General features: G+C 39.1%; 15 protein-coding genes. 7 read left to right on the top strand and 8 right to left on the bottom strand.

Translation table 11 applies throughout. From position 1 onward, the window contains the following. Positions 1–66: 66 nt before the first annotated feature. The 4 genes from ACS5PU_RS21040 to ACS5PU_RS21025 all read right to left on the bottom strand — a co-directional run bounded on the left by ACS5PU_RS21040 (position 67) and on the right by ACS5PU_RS21025 (position 3974). The gene (locus ACS5PU_RS21040) at positions 67–900 is read right to left on the bottom strand and encodes a prephenate dehydratase (protein WP_439461139.1); all 834 of its coding nucleotides are present in this window, start codon (positions 898–900) and stop codon (positions 67–69) included. Between the two features lie 845 nt (positions 901–1745). Next, entirely contained in the window at positions 1746–2708 is a 963-nt protein-coding gene (locus ACS5PU_RS21035; protein WP_439461138.1) for a sterol desaturase family protein, read from the bottom strand. 1 nt (position 2709) lies between these two features. Next, positions 2710–3768 (bottom strand): 3-dehydroquinate synthase, encoded by a 1059-nt coding sequence (aroB, locus tag ACS5PU_RS21030; protein ID WP_439461137.1) that lies wholly within the window; start codon positions 3766–3768, stop codon positions 2710–2712. Beyond that, the gene (locus ACS5PU_RS21025) at positions 3768–3974 is read right to left on the bottom strand and encodes an RNA-binding S4 domain-containing protein (protein ID WP_439461136.1); all 207 of its coding nucleotides are present in this window, start codon (positions 3972–3974) and stop codon (positions 3768–3770) included. The genes aroB and ACS5PU_RS21025 overlap by 1 nt, the downstream gene beginning before the upstream one ends. A gap of 93 nt (positions 3975–4067) precedes the next feature. On the opposite strand from ACS5PU_RS21025, the gene ACS5PU_RS21020 reads away from it, so the two are divergent. Beyond that, positions 4068–5252 carry a proline dehydrogenase family protein gene (locus tag ACS5PU_RS21020; RefSeq protein ID WP_439461135.1) on the top strand — a complete coding sequence of 395 codons (1185 nt, stop codon included), beginning with the start codon at positions 4068–4070 and terminating at the stop codon, positions 5250–5252. A gap of 76 nt (positions 5253–5328) precedes the next feature. Here the strand turns inward: ACS5PU_RS21020 and ACS5PU_RS21015 are convergent, their stop codons facing one another. The 4 genes from ACS5PU_RS21015 to ACS5PU_RS21000 form a co-directional block, all read right to left on the bottom strand. Then, a complete protein-coding gene (locus ACS5PU_RS21015; RefSeq protein ID WP_439461134.1) occupies positions 5329–5649 on the bottom strand; it encodes an Mpo1-like protein in 321 nt (106 codons plus the stop codon). Positions 5650–5657: 8 nt separating this feature from the next. Beyond that, entirely contained in the window at positions 5658–6293 is a 636-nt protein-coding gene (locus ACS5PU_RS21010; RefSeq protein ID WP_439461133.1) for an HAD family hydrolase, read from the bottom strand. A gap of 224 nt (positions 6294–6517) precedes the next feature. Then, positions 6518–9223: a PQQ-dependent sugar dehydrogenase gene (locus ACS5PU_RS21005; protein WP_439461132.1), complete on the bottom strand. Its 2706-nt coding sequence runs from the start codon at positions 9221–9223 to the stop codon at positions 6518–6520. 193 nt (positions 9224–9416) lie between these two features. Beyond that, complete coding sequence (locus tag ACS5PU_RS21000) at positions 9417–9611, bottom strand: hypothetical protein (RefSeq protein WP_439461131.1); 195 nt, start codon at positions 9609–9611, stop codon at positions 9417–9419. Between the two features lie 241 nt (positions 9612–9852). Between ACS5PU_RS21000 and ACS5PU_RS20995 the strand changes: the two genes are divergently transcribed. The 6 genes from ACS5PU_RS20995 (at position 9853) to ACS5PU_RS20970 (ending at position 16312) form a co-directional block, all read left to right on the top strand. Then, positions 9853–10077 (top strand): cold shock domain-containing protein, encoded by a 225-nt coding sequence (locus tag ACS5PU_RS20995; RefSeq protein ID WP_439461130.1) that lies wholly within the window; start codon positions 9853–9855, stop codon positions 10075–10077. Between the two features lie 888 nt (positions 10078–10965). Further along, the gene (locus ACS5PU_RS20990; RefSeq protein WP_439461129.1) at positions 10966–11151 is read left to right on the top strand and encodes a cold-shock protein; all 186 of its coding nucleotides are present in this window, start codon (positions 10966–10968) and stop codon (positions 11149–11151) included. Between the two features lie 3 nt (positions 11152–11154). After that, positions 11155–11355, top strand: coding sequence for a cold-shock protein (locus ACS5PU_RS20985; RefSeq protein ID WP_439461128.1), 201 nt, complete (start codon positions 11155–11157; stop codon positions 11353–11355). Positions 11356–11481: 126 nt separating this feature from the next. Continuing rightward, positions 11482–11667, top strand: coding sequence for a hypothetical protein (locus ACS5PU_RS20980; protein ID WP_439461127.1), 186 nt, complete (start codon positions 11482–11484; stop codon positions 11665–11667). Between the two features lie 151 nt (positions 11668–11818). Beyond that, entirely contained in the window at positions 11819–12598 is a 780-nt protein-coding gene (locus ACS5PU_RS20975; protein ID WP_439461126.1) for a helix-turn-helix domain-containing protein, read from the top strand. A 570-nt stretch (positions 12599–13168) separates the two neighbouring features. Beyond that, entirely contained in the window at positions 13169–16312 is a 3144-nt protein-coding gene (locus ACS5PU_RS20970) for a SusC/RagA family TonB-linked outer membrane protein (RefSeq protein WP_439461125.1), read from the top strand. The last annotated feature ends 5 nt before the right edge of the window (positions 16313–16317 follow it).

The following is a 16317-nucleotide window of genomic DNA, read 5'->3' as shown; positions in this document are numbered from 1 at the left end:
TCGGTTAATTGTTTAAATTGGTTAATCGACAATTAACCAGTTAATCAATTTATGCAGTTAACCTTGTTATACTTTATCGTTCTTCTGATATTCGCCAAGGATATTGAAGTTCGAAGTATATTTTAATGCTTTCCTAACTGCTTTATCATATTTATCGGTGCTTGGCCATTCTAAATCAACATAAAAGTAGTATTCGTTTCTTTTTCCCAGTACCGGCATAGATTGTATTTTTGTTAAGCTTACCTCTTGTTCGGCAAAGATGTTTAGTACGGTTGCCAGAGAGCCAGCTTTATGGCCAACCTGAAAACAGATAGAGGCCTTGTTTATTTTCTTTCCTTCATCTGTTTTATCTTTTTTCAGGATCAGGAAACGGGTATAATTTTTTTTGTTCGATTCTACGCGGCGTTCTAAAATGTTTAATCCGTAAAGCTCTGCTGCCAGGTTATTTGCAATGGCCATGGTATCCGTTAGTTTTTCTTCCTGGATACGTTTGGCGCAGGCAGCCGTATCGTTGCTTTCTACAATTTTAATGTGTGGATAATCGTAAAAGAAATCGATGCACTGACGGATAGCAATAGGGTGCGAGGTTACAATTTTGATGTCTTCGAATTTCACACCTGGCAATGCCATTAAGTGCAGTTGAATTGGTAAATAAACTTCGCCAACTACCGAAAAGCCGTAATCGCGGATGAGGGTATAATTTGGCAATAAACTGCCGGCGATAGAGTTTTCTATGGCCATCACCACGAAATCTGCATCGTTTTTCTCCAGTTTGTCGCAGGTTTCTTTAAATGAATTACATTCTACCGTTTCAATGTCTTTACCAAAGAATTTGTAGGCTGCCTCTTCATGAAAAGATGCTTTAATACCCTGAATTGCTACTCGTTTTGTCGTTTCCATTTTTGTGTTAAACAAAAAAGTCCCGGCTGTTGGCCGGGACTTTCTTATACATTTTAATATTGTTATATATCTTTTTGCATATTAGCCCCGGCTCTCACTAAAATAGTAAAAGTAACCAAAGTAATATGTGCTAAAATTTTTCATCTCTTTTTTGTTGAGCCAAATGTAGCAACAAAATTTAATTTGTCAATAGGAAAATGAAAATATTTTTAATAAAATTTAATTTTGTTTAGAGCGGAACCATTTTGCGATTGGTCTTTTTGCGGTTTAAAATTGTTTAAAAACAGATTTTTATGTGGTTGCTCAAACTAATAGTCTATTCTTGATCTGATACGATATTAATTTATTTACCAAGTTTTTTTGAGGCTTAAAACGCAAGATCTTTATAGAACTCGCCGAAATAACTGATGTAATCGCCTGTTTTTGAAATAACACTAAAGCTTCCACACTTCATCTCGGCTGTAGGATAGTCCCGACGGAATGGAGTAAATTACTTTGTCGTCACCCTGATCCGATAGCTATCGGATTCATTTCAGGGTCTATTTTGCGTGAAAGATGCTGAAATAAATTCAGCATGACGATCGGGTCGAAAAACCTGTCTTGAAATAGATCTCTCCACTCCGCGATGCTCCGGTCGAGATGATGGTAGCTTGTGAGCAGGTGTATCATTTGAACTATTTTTCTGAAATAATGAACCAAAGAATATTCGTTTTATCAAATAAAAAACATCATCCGTGTTAATCCGTGCATCCGTGGCTAAAAATTAAGCTGTGGCTAAAAAATAACTGACCAATAAAAATGGCCTGTGTTTGCACAAGCCATTCTTAATGTAAACGATTAATTTTTTATCCTGTTGAGCTTAATTCTCCACGATCATTAAGTCCTTTTACTTTATCCTGTTGTAAGGCATTAAATTTCTGCTGTTCTTCCTCACGTAGTTCCTGTTGCATAATTTTGGCAATTTTGGTGCTTCCATCATGGCTCCATCCCGGTGGGTTGAAAATATATTTTATTTTATCGATAAAGGTAGGTGCTTTTTTAACATCGGCCCTTAAAGCTACAAACTCATGGAAAATAATATTTACAGGTCCAGTATCTTTTGGCTGTGTAGTTAAACCGTATTTTACAACATCTTCTGGCAGTTCGGCCTGGAAAGTTCCAAACCACCTGTCCCAAAGGATTAAAACCATACCCATGTTTTTATCCAGGTAGCGTACATTGCTGGCGTGGTGTACCCGGTGGTGAGATGGAGTTACAAAGATATATTCATACCATTTCGGGAACTTAATGTTGTACTGGGTATGTACCAGGTTGCCATAAATTTGGGTAACCAGGTACGCAAAAAGAATATCGAGCGCTGTAAAGCCCATAAATGCCAAGGGCAGATAAAAGAAAACCCTGTACAAAGGCTCGAAAACTGTTGAGCGGAAACCAGTTGTTAAGTTAAAATGTTCTGATGAGTGGTGGGTAACATGCATGGCCCAGAAAAAGCGTACATAGTGGCCTACTGTGTGTAAAAACCAGTAAAGAAAATCCTGCGCTAAAATCAGTACGAGCCAGTACACCCAAACATTGGAGATTTGAAATAACCTGAACTGGTAACAGTAACTTAACAGGAAGAAGGTGCCGGTTTTGGTGGCCAGATTAATGACAACGGCTGCAAGCATCAGGTAAATATTGGTCCAGGTATCGCGTTTGGTATATAATTTTCTGTCGTGCGCATAGCTAAAATACATTTCAACCAAGGTTAAAACGATTACAAAGCTAAACAGCCCGATTACAGAAATATCACTTCCGGTAAAATTCATTTTATAAACTATTGTAATAATCCAAACTGCTTAAAATATCGCTTGAGCTTACACGGCAGTTAAACGTGCATTTGCCTACAGTTTCTAATAAAGAGAACAAAATATTGCCATCTTCATTCTTTTTGTCGCTTTGCATCAACGTTAAAAGTGTATCAAAGCTTTCTTTTTTAATGTGGTATTTAGGATATAACGAAAGGATGTATCCGCTAATATCGTTGAGTTCTTCTTTGGTAAGGGTGCTGTTTTTGATAGAAAGTGCAGCCTCGCATACAAAACCGATGGCAATGGCTTCACCGTGCGTTAAGGGGTTTTCATCATTTGCCAACGAGTAGCTTTCTACGGCATGCCCAATGGTGTGACCGAAATTTAAGATCTTGCGCAGGTTTTTCTCATGCGGATCGATGGTGACCACGTCATTCTTTATTTCTACCGAACGGTAAATATCTTCAGCCGTTGGGGTTAGATAATCGGTGGTTTTTAATTTATCGTAGTAAGCCTTGTCGTAAATTAAGCCATGTTTGATCATTTCTGCAAAGCCGGATAAAAGCTCGCGCTGAGGCAGGGTTTTTAAAAATCCGGTTTCGATAAAAACCATTTGTGGTAAGGTAAAAGTACCAACCATATTTTTAACGGTATCTACATCTATACCTGTTTTGCCACCCACCGAGGCATCAACCTGCGAAAGTAGGGTAGTAGGTACATTGATAAAATCGATTCCACGTTTATAAGTAGAAGCGATAAAACCGCCCATATCGGTAATTACACCACCGCCAAGATTAATCATTAAGCTTTTGCGGTCGGCTTCAAAATCCAATAGGGTTTTCCAGATGCCGATACAAAAATCGATGTTTTTGTTTTCTTCTCCTGCCGAAGTTTCGATGAGGTCGAATTCAGAAAAATCATCCAAGAGCGACTGAAAAAGAGGTAAACAGATTTCGCTGGTATGCTCATCTGCAAGAACAAAAACTTTGCTGTACGTATTGCTTGCTAAAAGCGTTTTTAGTGCTTCTAAATTACTTTCGAAATAAAGGGAATGGCCTGCGCTGGTTAAGGTTTTCATTAAATCACTTCTATTTTATTTTCCCCAAAAGTAATAATATCGCCAACTCTAACCTTATAACGTTTGCGATAATCTACTTCGCCGTTACATTTTACTAAGCCATCTTCTACAACGGTTTGGGCATCGCCGCCGCTTCCAACCAATCCGGTAGCTTTTAAAAGCTGGATGAGTGGAATAAATTCGCCCTCTAATTTGAATTGTATCATTTTGTGCAAAAATACGATTATTTCAAGGTTTTTAGTTTTAACAATCAATGCTTTTTATAATTTTGCACCAATCTGACTTAATTATAAACAAAAATGGATTTATCCCCCAACAAACAACCCAATTTCGATAACACTGAAGTAGCTTTCCGTCAAAAAAGCAATACAGAACTAAAAAAGGCCTACTGGCTTTTCAAAATAATTGCCAATAATTTTCTTACAAAAGTTGGCCCCGCCATTACCAATTTCTTTTTAAACATTGGCCTGCCTATCCAGGGCGCAATTAAGGCAACCATTTTTCAGCAATTTTGCGGTGGCGAAACCATTGCAGAATGTAACAAGGCGATAGATCAGTTAGATAAAGGTGGTGTGGGTACCATTTTGGATTATTCGGTTGAAGGTGAAGAAGAGGAACAGGTTTTTGATGAAACCTGCGCTGAAATTATACGTACCATTGTTCGTGCAGATGGAGATCATAAAATTCCCATCACAGTTTTTAAGATTACCGGTATAGGGCGTTTTGCTTTATTGCAAAAGTTAGATGCGAAAGAAACCCTATCTGAAGCAGAACAGGCTGAGTATGCAAAAGTAAAATTACGTTGCGAAATGATCTGTAAAACGGCTTACGAAAAAGGTGTGCCGATTATGATCGATGCAGAGGAAACCTGGATACAGGATACGATTGATGAGCTGGCTTTGGACATGATGCGCAAATTTAACCGCGAACGCATTATTGTTTATAACACTTACCAGATGTACCGCCACGATAAGCTGGCCGATATGAAAGCCGATCATTTAATTGCCAAGGCAGATGGTTTTATTTTGGGCGTTAAAATGGTTAGGGGTGCGTATATGGAGAAAGAACGCAAACGTGCTGCCGAAATGGGCTATCCTTCTCCAATCCAGCCAGATAAGGAAGCTTCGGACCGTGACTACAACGAATCGTTACGCTATTGTGTAGATCATATTGAAGAAATTGCGATAGTTGCCGGTACACACAATGAAGATAGCAGCCGCTTATTAACTTACCTGCTTGAAGAAAAAAATATCGCACATAACCACCCGCATGTATATTTTGCCCAATTGCTGGGGATGAGCGATAACTTAAGTTTTAACCTGGCCGATTCGAACTATAATGTAGCCAAATATGTGCCTTATGGACCAATTAAAGCGGTAATGCCTTATTTGTTTAGAAGAGCGCAGGAAAATACTTCGGTAGCTGGCCAAACAGGCAGAGAGCTTGGTTTAATTGAAAGAGAATTAAAAAGAAGAAAACTGTAGTTCGGTTAGCAGTCTTCAGTAAGCAGTTGGTAGTTTTCAGTTTTAGAGACTGCCAACTGAAAATTGCCAACTGAAATTATTTCTTTACCACAAAAGATTGCTTCTCGGTTAATAAATCGTAAAACAGGATAAAATCGCTCGCTAAGCTATAGCCAGGATACTGGAAAGTGGCAGGTTTGTTCTTTTCGAAAAAGAAGTGCCCCATCCAGGCAAACCCATAACCCACAACGGGCATGAGCAAAAAGAAGCGCCAGTTGTGAAAGAGAAAGCCGGTAAAAAAAGCCAGCACAACCAGTCCGGTGCCGATAAAATGGAGCACCCTCGAGGTCGTATTAACATGTTCTGAAAGGTAAAACGGATAAAACTCTTTGAGCAATTTAAACTTTTTTTCTGCCATACCCCAATTTACAGAATTCCATTCGCTTTTAAAAACGCTTCTAGCTGCGCTGGCTTTTCTGTCATCAGTAAAGTATTTAAGCCCACTTTTTTAGCCCCTTCAATATGTTGTGGACTATCATCAATAAATAATGTTTCTGCAGGATTTAAATTGTTCTCTTTTAGTACCTGTTCAAAAATATTGGTGTTGGGTTTACGTAATTTCATGTGCTGCGAGAAATAAGCTTTCTCGAAAAAATCGTCGTAATTATTGATTTTGAATGTGGTTTTAAGGTAATCGATAATCCAATTGTAATGGATTTCGTTGTTGTTGCTCAATAAAAAAGTGCGGTATTTTTCTTTAACCTGCAGCAATAAATCGTGGTTTTGCTGTATCGTTCCAATCAATAAGCTGTTCCAGGCATCATCAATCTGTTTATCGGTAAGCTCGGGTTTGTTGGCTGCTTTTCTAATGCCGGCTCTAAATTCGGCAGGAGAAATTGCACCCGTTTCAAAATCGTCAAACAATTGGTTATGGGCCTTGTGTGCAAAAAAGGTTTCAACATTGTTGATGCCCAGTTTTTGGAAAGAAGCCTGAGCTATTCTAAAATCTATATCGAATATTACGTTTCCGTAATCAAAAATAACGTTCTTTATGTGCTGCATATCTTTTTATGGATGAGCTGCAAAGATATTATTGCAGATGTAAAGAAATGGTATTAAAGGATATTTTTTATAATCAAAAGCCTGTAGTGCCTAATTGCCAAGTGATATTTTGTAGATGCGTCATTCCCAACTTGATTGGGAATCTTAATGCTTTAGTGGTATTTTTTATTTGCATTAAGATTCCCGCCTGCGCGGGAATGACGACAACACTACAATTACGTAAATTATTTAGGCTCTACAGTGATCGACTGAAGAATTGGTCGATTCTTTTTGTCACCAGTTTTTAGTTCTTTGAATACAAAATAAATGTTATGGGATTTTCCATCCGAAATCATATTGATTGGAATACTTTTTCTAAATGTTGATTTTCCGATCATGATACCTTTACTGTCATCTAATCTGATTTCGATTTCTCCATCTGATCCGGGATCAAGGTTTAAAAATGCATAAGAAAAGCCTGAAATGCCTGTTAAATCAATATTTTTAATGCCTATCCAGCCATTATCCTTAGTTAAAACCAATTTTTCTCCACCATAAATATCCTTGCGTTCAAAACCTTCAAAATTTTTAATGTCATCAGCATCAATTACATTGCTTTTTAGGTTAACCAGATTGGTTGTTGTTAAAGGTTTTAAGCCTTTTGCACCTGCATCCGTATAGCTGGCCTTCAAGGTCATTACGGATTTCTTTTTATCTACGGCGGCAGGCGGAATAATTTTACCTGCAGTAGGCAATGAGGCTACCGCTGCTTCTTTATTGCCAAGGGTCATAATCCACTCGGTTATTTTTTTCACATCAGACTCTTTCATTGCGCTATGGGCCGGCATAGGCACTTCTCCCCAAACCCCATGGCTGCCACCAATTACTTTCGAAGCAAGATAATCAACCGCCTTGCTGTCGTTCTTGTATTTTGCGGCAATTTTATCAAATGCAGGACCAATAGAAACAGCGGCTTCTTTGTGGCAGGTACTACAGTCTGATTTTAGCATTAAAGCCTTACCGATAACCGTTTGTGCGGCCTGCTGGTGACCCAACTGAGCGCCGGCCATGTCTGTTCCTTCAGTATAGGTATTAGAGATGTAAATGCGGTTATTATTTACTTTTGCCCCTCTATCGCTCACCAAAACCTTATAATCAACCACTTTATTCGGGAAATAGAAACTTTTATTTCCACTTAAAAGAATAGATACATTAGGATGCTCGTTACCTGCAAAAACAGGTACAACCTGGCTTTTGGCTGTGGCTTTGCTTTTATCCATGGCTGTAACACTTACCGGATATTCTCCTGCTTTGGTAAAAGTATATTGCAGGGTAGGCGAGGTGGTTGTTTTGGTAATGCCCTTGCCCAAATTCCAAACATAGGTTAAAGCACCTCCATCAGGATCTTTAGCTTTCACACTAGCGGTCATTTTATAAGGTAAAAGGCCGCTTGTTCTTGCAATCGTTAAGCTTTCTACTGTTGGTGGGCGGTTTCCTTTCAAATAATCGATACGGGTAATTGCAGCATCGGGGTTTTTACTGAACCAACCTTTACCATATTCAAGGATGTACAATTTGCCATCAGGACCCAGCTCCATATCAATTGGTGCAGCCAAAGGAACTTTAGATAAGAAAGGTTCCATGCTGATGTAATCGCCAGCAGCATTCATGGTTACAGCTTTTACCCATCCACGTACCCATTCGTAAATAATCAGTTTCCCGTTGTAATAAGCAGGATAAGGCGAGTTTGCTGTGGCATAATACACCGGACCGGCCATTGCTGTACGGCCACCGGCACCAACCTGCGGAAATTCTTTCGATTCGCCATATGGATACCATATATAAGCTGGCTGAGCGGGCGGCAGTTGACTAAGGCCGGTATTATTTGGCGAATTGTTAATTGGCACAGCGGGATCAAAAGCATTGCCGTTTTCACCGTTAGTAAAATCGTAAGCCCTGTAAGGATAGTTATTGCCGATAAATAATGGCCAGCCAAAATTTCCCGCTTTTCTGGCCTGGTTTACCTCATCATAACCCCTTGGCCCACGTAAAGCATCATCATTACTGGCATCGGGGCCAACTTCACCCCAGTATAAAAAATTGTTCTTCTGATCAACCGAGATACGGTAAGGGTTTCTGTTACCCATTACATAAATTTCGGGCCTTCCCTTTGGGTTGTTTTTGCCGAAAAGATTACCGTCAGGAATGCTGTAGGTTCCATCTTCGTTAACCTTTATCCTTAAAATTTTACCCCTTAAATCATTGGTATTTCCGGCCGATCTTCTGGCATCGTACTGCTCAAAACCCTTTCTGTTATCAAGCGGTGCATAACCTTTATTTACAAATTGCTGTTTTGGCGCATCAAATGGAGTAGAGTTATCGCCGGTAGAAACATACAATAAGTTATCCGATCCGAAAGCTATAGATCCGCCCGTGTGGCAGCAGATTTCGCGCTGCGAGTAAAACTCCAGGATTATTTTTTCGGATTCTTTTACCAGCTCATCGTTAACCAGCTTAAACCTGGATAAACGATTTACCGATTTATCAAAAGGACTATAAAAAAGATAAATATATTTGTTGACGGCAAATTTTGGGTCGGCTGCCATTCCCAACAAGCCTTCTTCGGCATTTACGTCCGGCGTGTTTGTTTTAAAATATACATCGAGTTTGCCGGCCTCTTTAATTTTTTTGGTCTGGTTTTTATAAATCAACAGTTCGCCGCGGCGCTGTGTAACGAGAATATCCAGATTAGGTAAAACGGCCATCTCGGTTGGTTCGGTAAACTCGCCCTGGGCCAGGGTAACTTTTACAAATCTATCTTGGTCTGGCGTGTCGATTTTATTGTAAGGAAACAGTTTTTTGTTGTTTTGCTGATAGTTGTTTTTTAATGTGGTTGCCGAAATCAATAGTAATGCAGCGGCAGATAGCATTAGCGTAAAGGTTGTTTTCATCTACTTGGTTAAATTGTGTATCCAATAAATATAGGACATAGTTTTGATGCAATGGGGATTGTATCAAAATTTATGCGAAAAAAGACAACAGGCTGTAGCTGTAATTATATTTATAATGATATTCTGATTTAAGCTTTTAGTTTAGTCTACTTCAATTGTCTGGCAACTCCTTATGCGTAAAGAAAACTGCTTTTTATAGTGAACATTGCTTTATAACCAAAATAGTACCATCGTTTTTGAGCTTGTAGTAATATTGTTTTTCACGCTTGCGGCGCAAAATTTCAATCCGCGAAACTTCTCCCTGTTTGCCTGTGTCATCTTGTATGTTATCGCCTTCTTTAACATTATCTAATTCTTTTTCCGAACTGTTTTTGGTTAGCTTTTTCATATTTGGAAGATATTGGTGTATATTAATGAACAGGTGGTAGCGATATAAGTTTTAATTTTAGGTAAATGCCTTAAAAACAGGTGCAATATGCTTAACATATGCACTGCATTCTGCCGCAAAATAAATTCATCAACCAATCTCAGCCGCTCATCTATTAATTTCTTGATCAGCTCTACTGTTGTGGTGGTATTGTATTGATAATGTTAGCTTTAAATCCGTTAAAATCGCTAAAATAAATTTTATGATTGGTGTAATTACAGCATATAATAAACAGAGGGGTTTTGGATTAATCTCTCAATATCTGGTAACCGAAAGCATCTATTTCGACATTGTAGATTGTAAGGCGAAGGGTTTGTATATTGGAAGTTCGGTTGAGTTTGATACTATAATTACCAAAAGGGGAGTAGTGGCGAAAAATATTATGATGGCACCTAAGCTTAAAATTAAAACCAGATCCTTGGTTTAAAATTCCGTACAGCAATTCTCACAATTTTTAGTTCCAAATGCCAGTTTTAATTAAATTTATCAAGGCCAACGATTTTTTTCTATCGGTTTTCAACTGATTTTAGCAGCTGTGCCAAATCAAATTGTGGCTTAAAATTGATCCAAAAACTGCAAACCTTAACACTTTTAAGAATATTTTAAAAATATTTTCTGTCAGACTATTGTCATTACAAAATTAATTTGTAGCTTACAGAATGGGCGATAAATTAAATTTGATTCTTGGAATAGTTTTCCTTTTGGGTGGTTTTAGTGTTTTCTTGGTAATTTTTAGTGGTAAAAATAGCTAGTTCGATAATCAGATTGATTTAAAGAGTTTACTCTTTTGTTTTTTGATGGGGTATTATTGTCCCAAATTCGATTGAAAAGAATTCATTTTTTCTTGTGCAGGCAACAATGATCATGCTTGTCTACATTATGTCGCCGTTTCTTCTTAGAGAGGGGTGCGTGGCTAATGGAGCTATAGAAGTTTAATAAGCATGTTGCTGCAAAATATAGTAACTTCTGTGTGGAGGCGGATGGTTTTTGCCTTCAGCTATCATTGCGTGCTCCAACCTCTGCAGGTTTATTGATTTTTTTTCTCTATCAAACCTGATGCACATATAGCGGTTTAATGCTGATGAAAATCTCCCTATCTCCATGCTTTTTTAATCTAAAGGCTTAGTGTTAAAAACGAATTGATGTTACTTCGCCCGTTGTTCGATATTTTTTTACTTTTCTAAACTTTTTCCCAACTGCGATGTTTTAATACCCACAGAAATATCGCTTTATCTATTAATTTTATATATAAATCGATTAGGTATTTTAAATTTTGCATTGTTATTGTATGTTTATACTCAAAATTCTAAATTAAATGCAGGGAAAGGTAAAATTTTATAATGACTCAAAAGGTTTTGGGTTTATTGTACTCGAAAGCGGAGAAGAGGTCTTCGTTCACGCATCAGGTTTAACAGATAAGATAAATCAGCACGATCTGGTTGAATTTGATATTGCGGAAGGTAAAAAAGGTGCCAATGCCATTAATGTAAAGTTAATTTAATACATGATGAGATTAGGTACTGTAAAATTTTACAATGATGAAGAGGGATTTGGCGCTATAACCCCTTCAAACGGTGGTAACGAAGTTAATGTTTTTGCGCATGGGTTAAGTAGCCAGATTAAACCCGAAAATATTGTTCAATTTAATATCGAATTTACTCCCAAAGGGGTAGAAGCAGTACAGGTAACTGTTTTATCTGCATAATAATAGCCGATTATGCTCAATGTTGGCCAATGTGTTACCCTTAGCTGTGCGGCTCATTTTATTTTGGCACAGTTTTAGAATTAAACCCACAAAGCATATGGAGTTAAGGCCAGGATGATAAAACAGATGGGAACAATAGGATATTATAATGAAGCAGAAGGTTTTGGTAAGATAGAAACTGATTTCGGAGAAGAAGTTTTGGTCTATCAAAAAGGCGCATTGAACGGAATTAATTTAAAAGCAGGTTTGAAAGTTTCTTTTGACATGCATCAAGCTTTATCAATAGCTGTAAATGTTCAAGTGATTGATTAATTAAATATATTTTTGCTTAACAATACCTTTTGAAATTCTTCAGAAGGTTTTTTTTGTGGCACATACCATGGTTTCTGATAAATAATTTTAACACTTTGTAACCAAATACTGTAATTTTGGTCTTACAAATGTTAATCCTTTTGATTTTATTATGATACAGCTAGAGCCAATTAGCGGAATTTTTAAAAGAGAGCGTGCGCTACAGGCCATATATCCTATGCGCATGTTGATTGTTAAAGAAGGCAAGGGCTTTCTGTGCATGAACTCTGGCGATTATAAGCTGTTGGATCATAGGATTTTCTTTATTCCAGAGGAAGGGCTGGTGAGGCTCGAGGGGCAAATTGTTTCTGGTTATTGGCTTAACTTCAGCAGTATGTTATATGCTGAGTTTTTACTCCAGCACTTAGATCCGCTCGCCAAAAATCTTTTCCTAAACCTGTCTTTCCGCGACCTGGAAGGGACAGAGTTTACCAAAACCTATAGTTTGCTGCACCAGCTGCAGAAAGAAATCAAGGCCAAAAAGGATATGCCTTTTTTGGCGCAATATTTATCACTTTTTTTAGGCTTTACCGCCGGCTTGGATGGCTATTTGGCCGCCTTAACTTTGGATGAACTCCAGTACGTGCTTCGCTTCAGGGCTATTTTAGAGCAGTTTTACAGGCAGGAACGCGCCATACAGTTTTACGCAGAGGGCATGGGCATGAGCCCAAGTAAACTGAACCGTTTCTTAGACCGTGTTTTAGGTAAAAGCCTTGCTGTACTTATTAAAGACCGGATTATGCGCGAAGCAGAAGAATTACTGAGAAACAGCGATTATACGGTTGATGAAATAGCGGGGATACTGGGATTCGAGCAAACGGTTAATTTTAGTACCACCTTTAGGCGCTATAAAGGCATGTCGGTTTCGCAGTTTAGCCGTTTAAGCCTGTAAAATTGAAAATTGGTGCGTCCGTATCAAAGAAGTGCGCATCAATTTGATTTCACCTCTTCCAGAAACAGGTATTCCATACCCTCACCACATTACTTGCCTGAGCGCCTAACGCGTAAGGCTTTGCTTACTGCCTCTATTTTATCAGCCGCACCAATTTTACAGGACTAAATTATAAAATCTTATCCTAAAGCAGAAAAAAATATTCCGTTTAGGGGTACAAAATATTAATCTTTCTTGTTTAGGATATTTGAGCAAAACAAAATGATATTAAACAAAATAAAAGTCTAGTAAATTTGTAGTCTATTTAAAAAAAATTATATTTGCCAAAAATATAATCATTATGAAACAAGCCTTTACCAAATCTATTGCCGCTCCAAAAGCGCTATCAGAAAGCAAAACTAGGATGAATTGTTGTTGATCTAATCTAAATATTTGACCCGGCCCATGAGAAGGTAGGGCAAAAAAAAAGGAAAATACAAGCTGTATTTTCCCTAGGCAAAATTAACAAAACAGGAATTCAATTGGCGTTGCGCCTGTTTTAAATCAATTCAAATCACCTATTTCAAAGTTATGCAAAATTTTGAGAAAGTCAATCCTGTGCAGCAGGCTTTGGCTTTACGAAGTATTACGTCCAGTTTTAAATTGGATTTCGGGCCAGCAGGCCGTTTTTTAACCTCAATTTTAGTTTTTTGTTTACCGCTGTTCGCTCTGGCACAAAATCCTACAGAGCCTACCATCAATGCCACTTTATCGGGTACGGTTATCGATTCTAGAACGAAGGAAACATTAATTGGGGCCTCCGTTAAAATCCAGGGCACAACCAATGGCGCTTCAACCGACCGCGAAGGTAAGTTCCGCTTAATTACCGGACAGAAGTACCCATTTACCTTATTGGTTAATTTTGTGGGCTACAAACAAACCGAATTGGTGGTTACCCAAAACCAGGTTACCGTTGAGCTGGTGGAAGATAACAACCCGCTTGATGATGTAGTGGTTGTGGGCTATGGCACGCAGAAAAAGATAAACCTTACCGGTTCTTTGGCTACTGTTGATGCCAAAACGCTGGCCAACCGGCCGATAACCAATTCGACACAGGCCCTTCAAAATGTGCCGGGTGTTTTTACCAACCAGACCAAGGGTAGGCCGGGGGCCGATGGAGCTACAATCCGTATCCGCGGTGCAGGGACTTTGAACAATAACAATCCGCTAGTTTTGGTAGATGGTATCGAATATCCATTGGGCGATGTTAACCCCAATGATATTGAAAGTGTAACGGTTTTAAAAGATGCGGCTTCGGCGGCCATTTATGGTAACCGTGCAGCCAATGGTGTAATTTTGGTTAAAACCAAAACAGGTAAAAAAGGAACCTTTTCTATCGATTACAGTTTTTATGCCGGCTCGCAAAAGGCTACCCAATTTCCGGATGTGGTAACCAATACGGTAGATTACATGATCGGCAAAAACAGGGCGCTTGCCAATGAGGGCAAACCGGCTGAAAGCAGCGATGCACTGATCAACGAATTCAGGACGGGTACCGATCCATTTATTTACCCTAACACCAATTGGTTTGATGTGATGTTCCGTAATGCGGCTATCCAGGAACATAATCTCCGCATTTCCGGGGGAACAGAAAAAACAGCTTTTTCCATCTCGCTGGGCTATTTGGATCAGGATGGAATTTTAATTGCCTCATCGGGCAAAAGATATTCTTTAAATACCAACATCAGTTCTGATGTAACCAAAAACCTAAAGGTTGGTGCCAGTTTAACGGCTAATTTTTGGAACAGCAGAGAAAGTGCATACAGCGCCGATGATGGAAATGGCGAGGGTGGTTTAATGGGTTTAACTTATCGTGGTTTGCCTTTTCAAACACCTTATGCACAGGATGGGACCTATGCCGATCAATGGATACGCGTGCCGGGGCATAACTTTTTCCGAAATACGGTAGCCTTGGCCAACGAAGGTTTTAACAAAAATAACCAGTACCGTACTTTGGCCAATGTGTTTTTAGAATATCAGTTGCCTTTTAATATCAAGTATAAAACTACTCTGGGCGCCAATCTACTTTACGGCATCAATAAATACTCGTATCCGGCTATTAATTTAACCAATCCCAAAACAGGGGTGGTAACACCTATCGGTAATACGCCCGCACGTGGGGTTAGGCAGATCAGCCAGAACAATATCAACATTACTAATTTCCATACATTGAATTGGGAAGGATCGTTAGATAAGCACCATTTTGGCGTGTTAGGAGGTTTTAGTTTGGAGCGTTTTGATGATGGGAATTTTTCGGCCTATAACGAAGGTTATCTGGGCAACGATTTAACCGAGCTGAATGCCGGAAGTACATCGCCACAGGTTAGCGGTACATCAGGTGCTTCGCGTTTGCAATCTTATTTTGGCCGTTTTAATTACAACTATAACGAAAAGTACCTGTTGGAGGCCAACTTTAGGTATGATGGTTCATCGCGCTTTGCGAAAGCCAACAGGTGGGGCTTTTTTCCTTCCTTTTCTGCCGGGTGGCGGGCCAGCGAAGAAGATTTTATCAAGGATTTAAATGTGTTCAGCAATTTAAAGCTGCGGGCTTCTTACGGTAAACTGGGCAACCAGAATGTTTCGCTGTTTAGTTATGTAGATGCGATAGCCCTCGGACAGAATTACAACTTTAACGGTTCGGTTGTAAGCGGTGCAGCCATTACACAGTTAAGCGACCCGAATATAACCTGGGAAACCACAACCATGAGCGATATTGGTTTAGAAGGCAGCTTCTTTAAAGGTAAACTCAGCTTTGAGGTCGATTTTTTTGATAAACAGACTTCAAAAATTTTAAGGCAGATCAGTGTTCCGGCACAGGTAGGCAACCTAACCGGTCCGGTTAAAAACATCGGTGCTGTAAACAACCGTGGATTCGAAGTTACCCTGGGCTTTAAAGATTCGGTAAAAGATTTTAGGTATAATATTGATGCCAACCTTACATATGTAAAAAACAAGGTAACCAATGTAAACGGCCAGAAATATTATAGCGGCAACACCATTATCCAGGAAGGATCGGCCATTGATAGCTTTTTTGGCTTACAGGCCGAAGGGATTTTCCAGACCGCAGATGAGGTTAAGGCACATGCCTTTCAAAATGCAGGCACAGTGCCGGGCGATCTGAAATACAAAGACGTGGATGGTAACGGCGTAATTGATAACAATGACCGTGTGGTGATCGGTAATAGTATTCCGAAATTTGTATTTGGGTTTTCGGGCGGCTTTGGTTATAAAAGATGGGATTTCAGCTTCATTTTTCAAGGCCTGCAGGATGTTGATACTTATTTAACGGGCAATTTGGCGCAACCTTTCAAAAACGGTGCGGGCGTAACCAAAGATTGGCTTACCGATTCGTGGACGCCTACCAATACCGGTGCCACTTTACCAAGATTAACCACTTCCAACGGGTATCCGCAAAACTTCCAAACTTCTAGTTTTTGGATTAGGGATGCTTCCTATTTAAGACTGAAAAATGTGCAGATCAGTTATTCTTTCCCCAACAGGTGGTTAAACAAAGCTGGGATAGATGTGCTGAAGGTATTTGTGAATGCACAGAACTACCTCACTTTTTCGAAGTTCAAATTTAGCGATCCGGAGCGGAATTTAACCCGCGCAGATCTGATCGAGTATCCCAATGCCAAAACGATCAGTGCCGGAATTAATGTATCATTTAAATAACAGGT

Source organism: Pedobacter sp. GSP4 (assembly GCF_051857575.1).
GTDB lineage: Bacteria > Bacteroidota > Bacteroidia > Sphingobacteriales > Sphingobacteriaceae > Pedobacter.
Note: the sequence above shows the minus strand (reverse complement) of the source record. Positions and strands in the feature narration are given on the sequence as shown.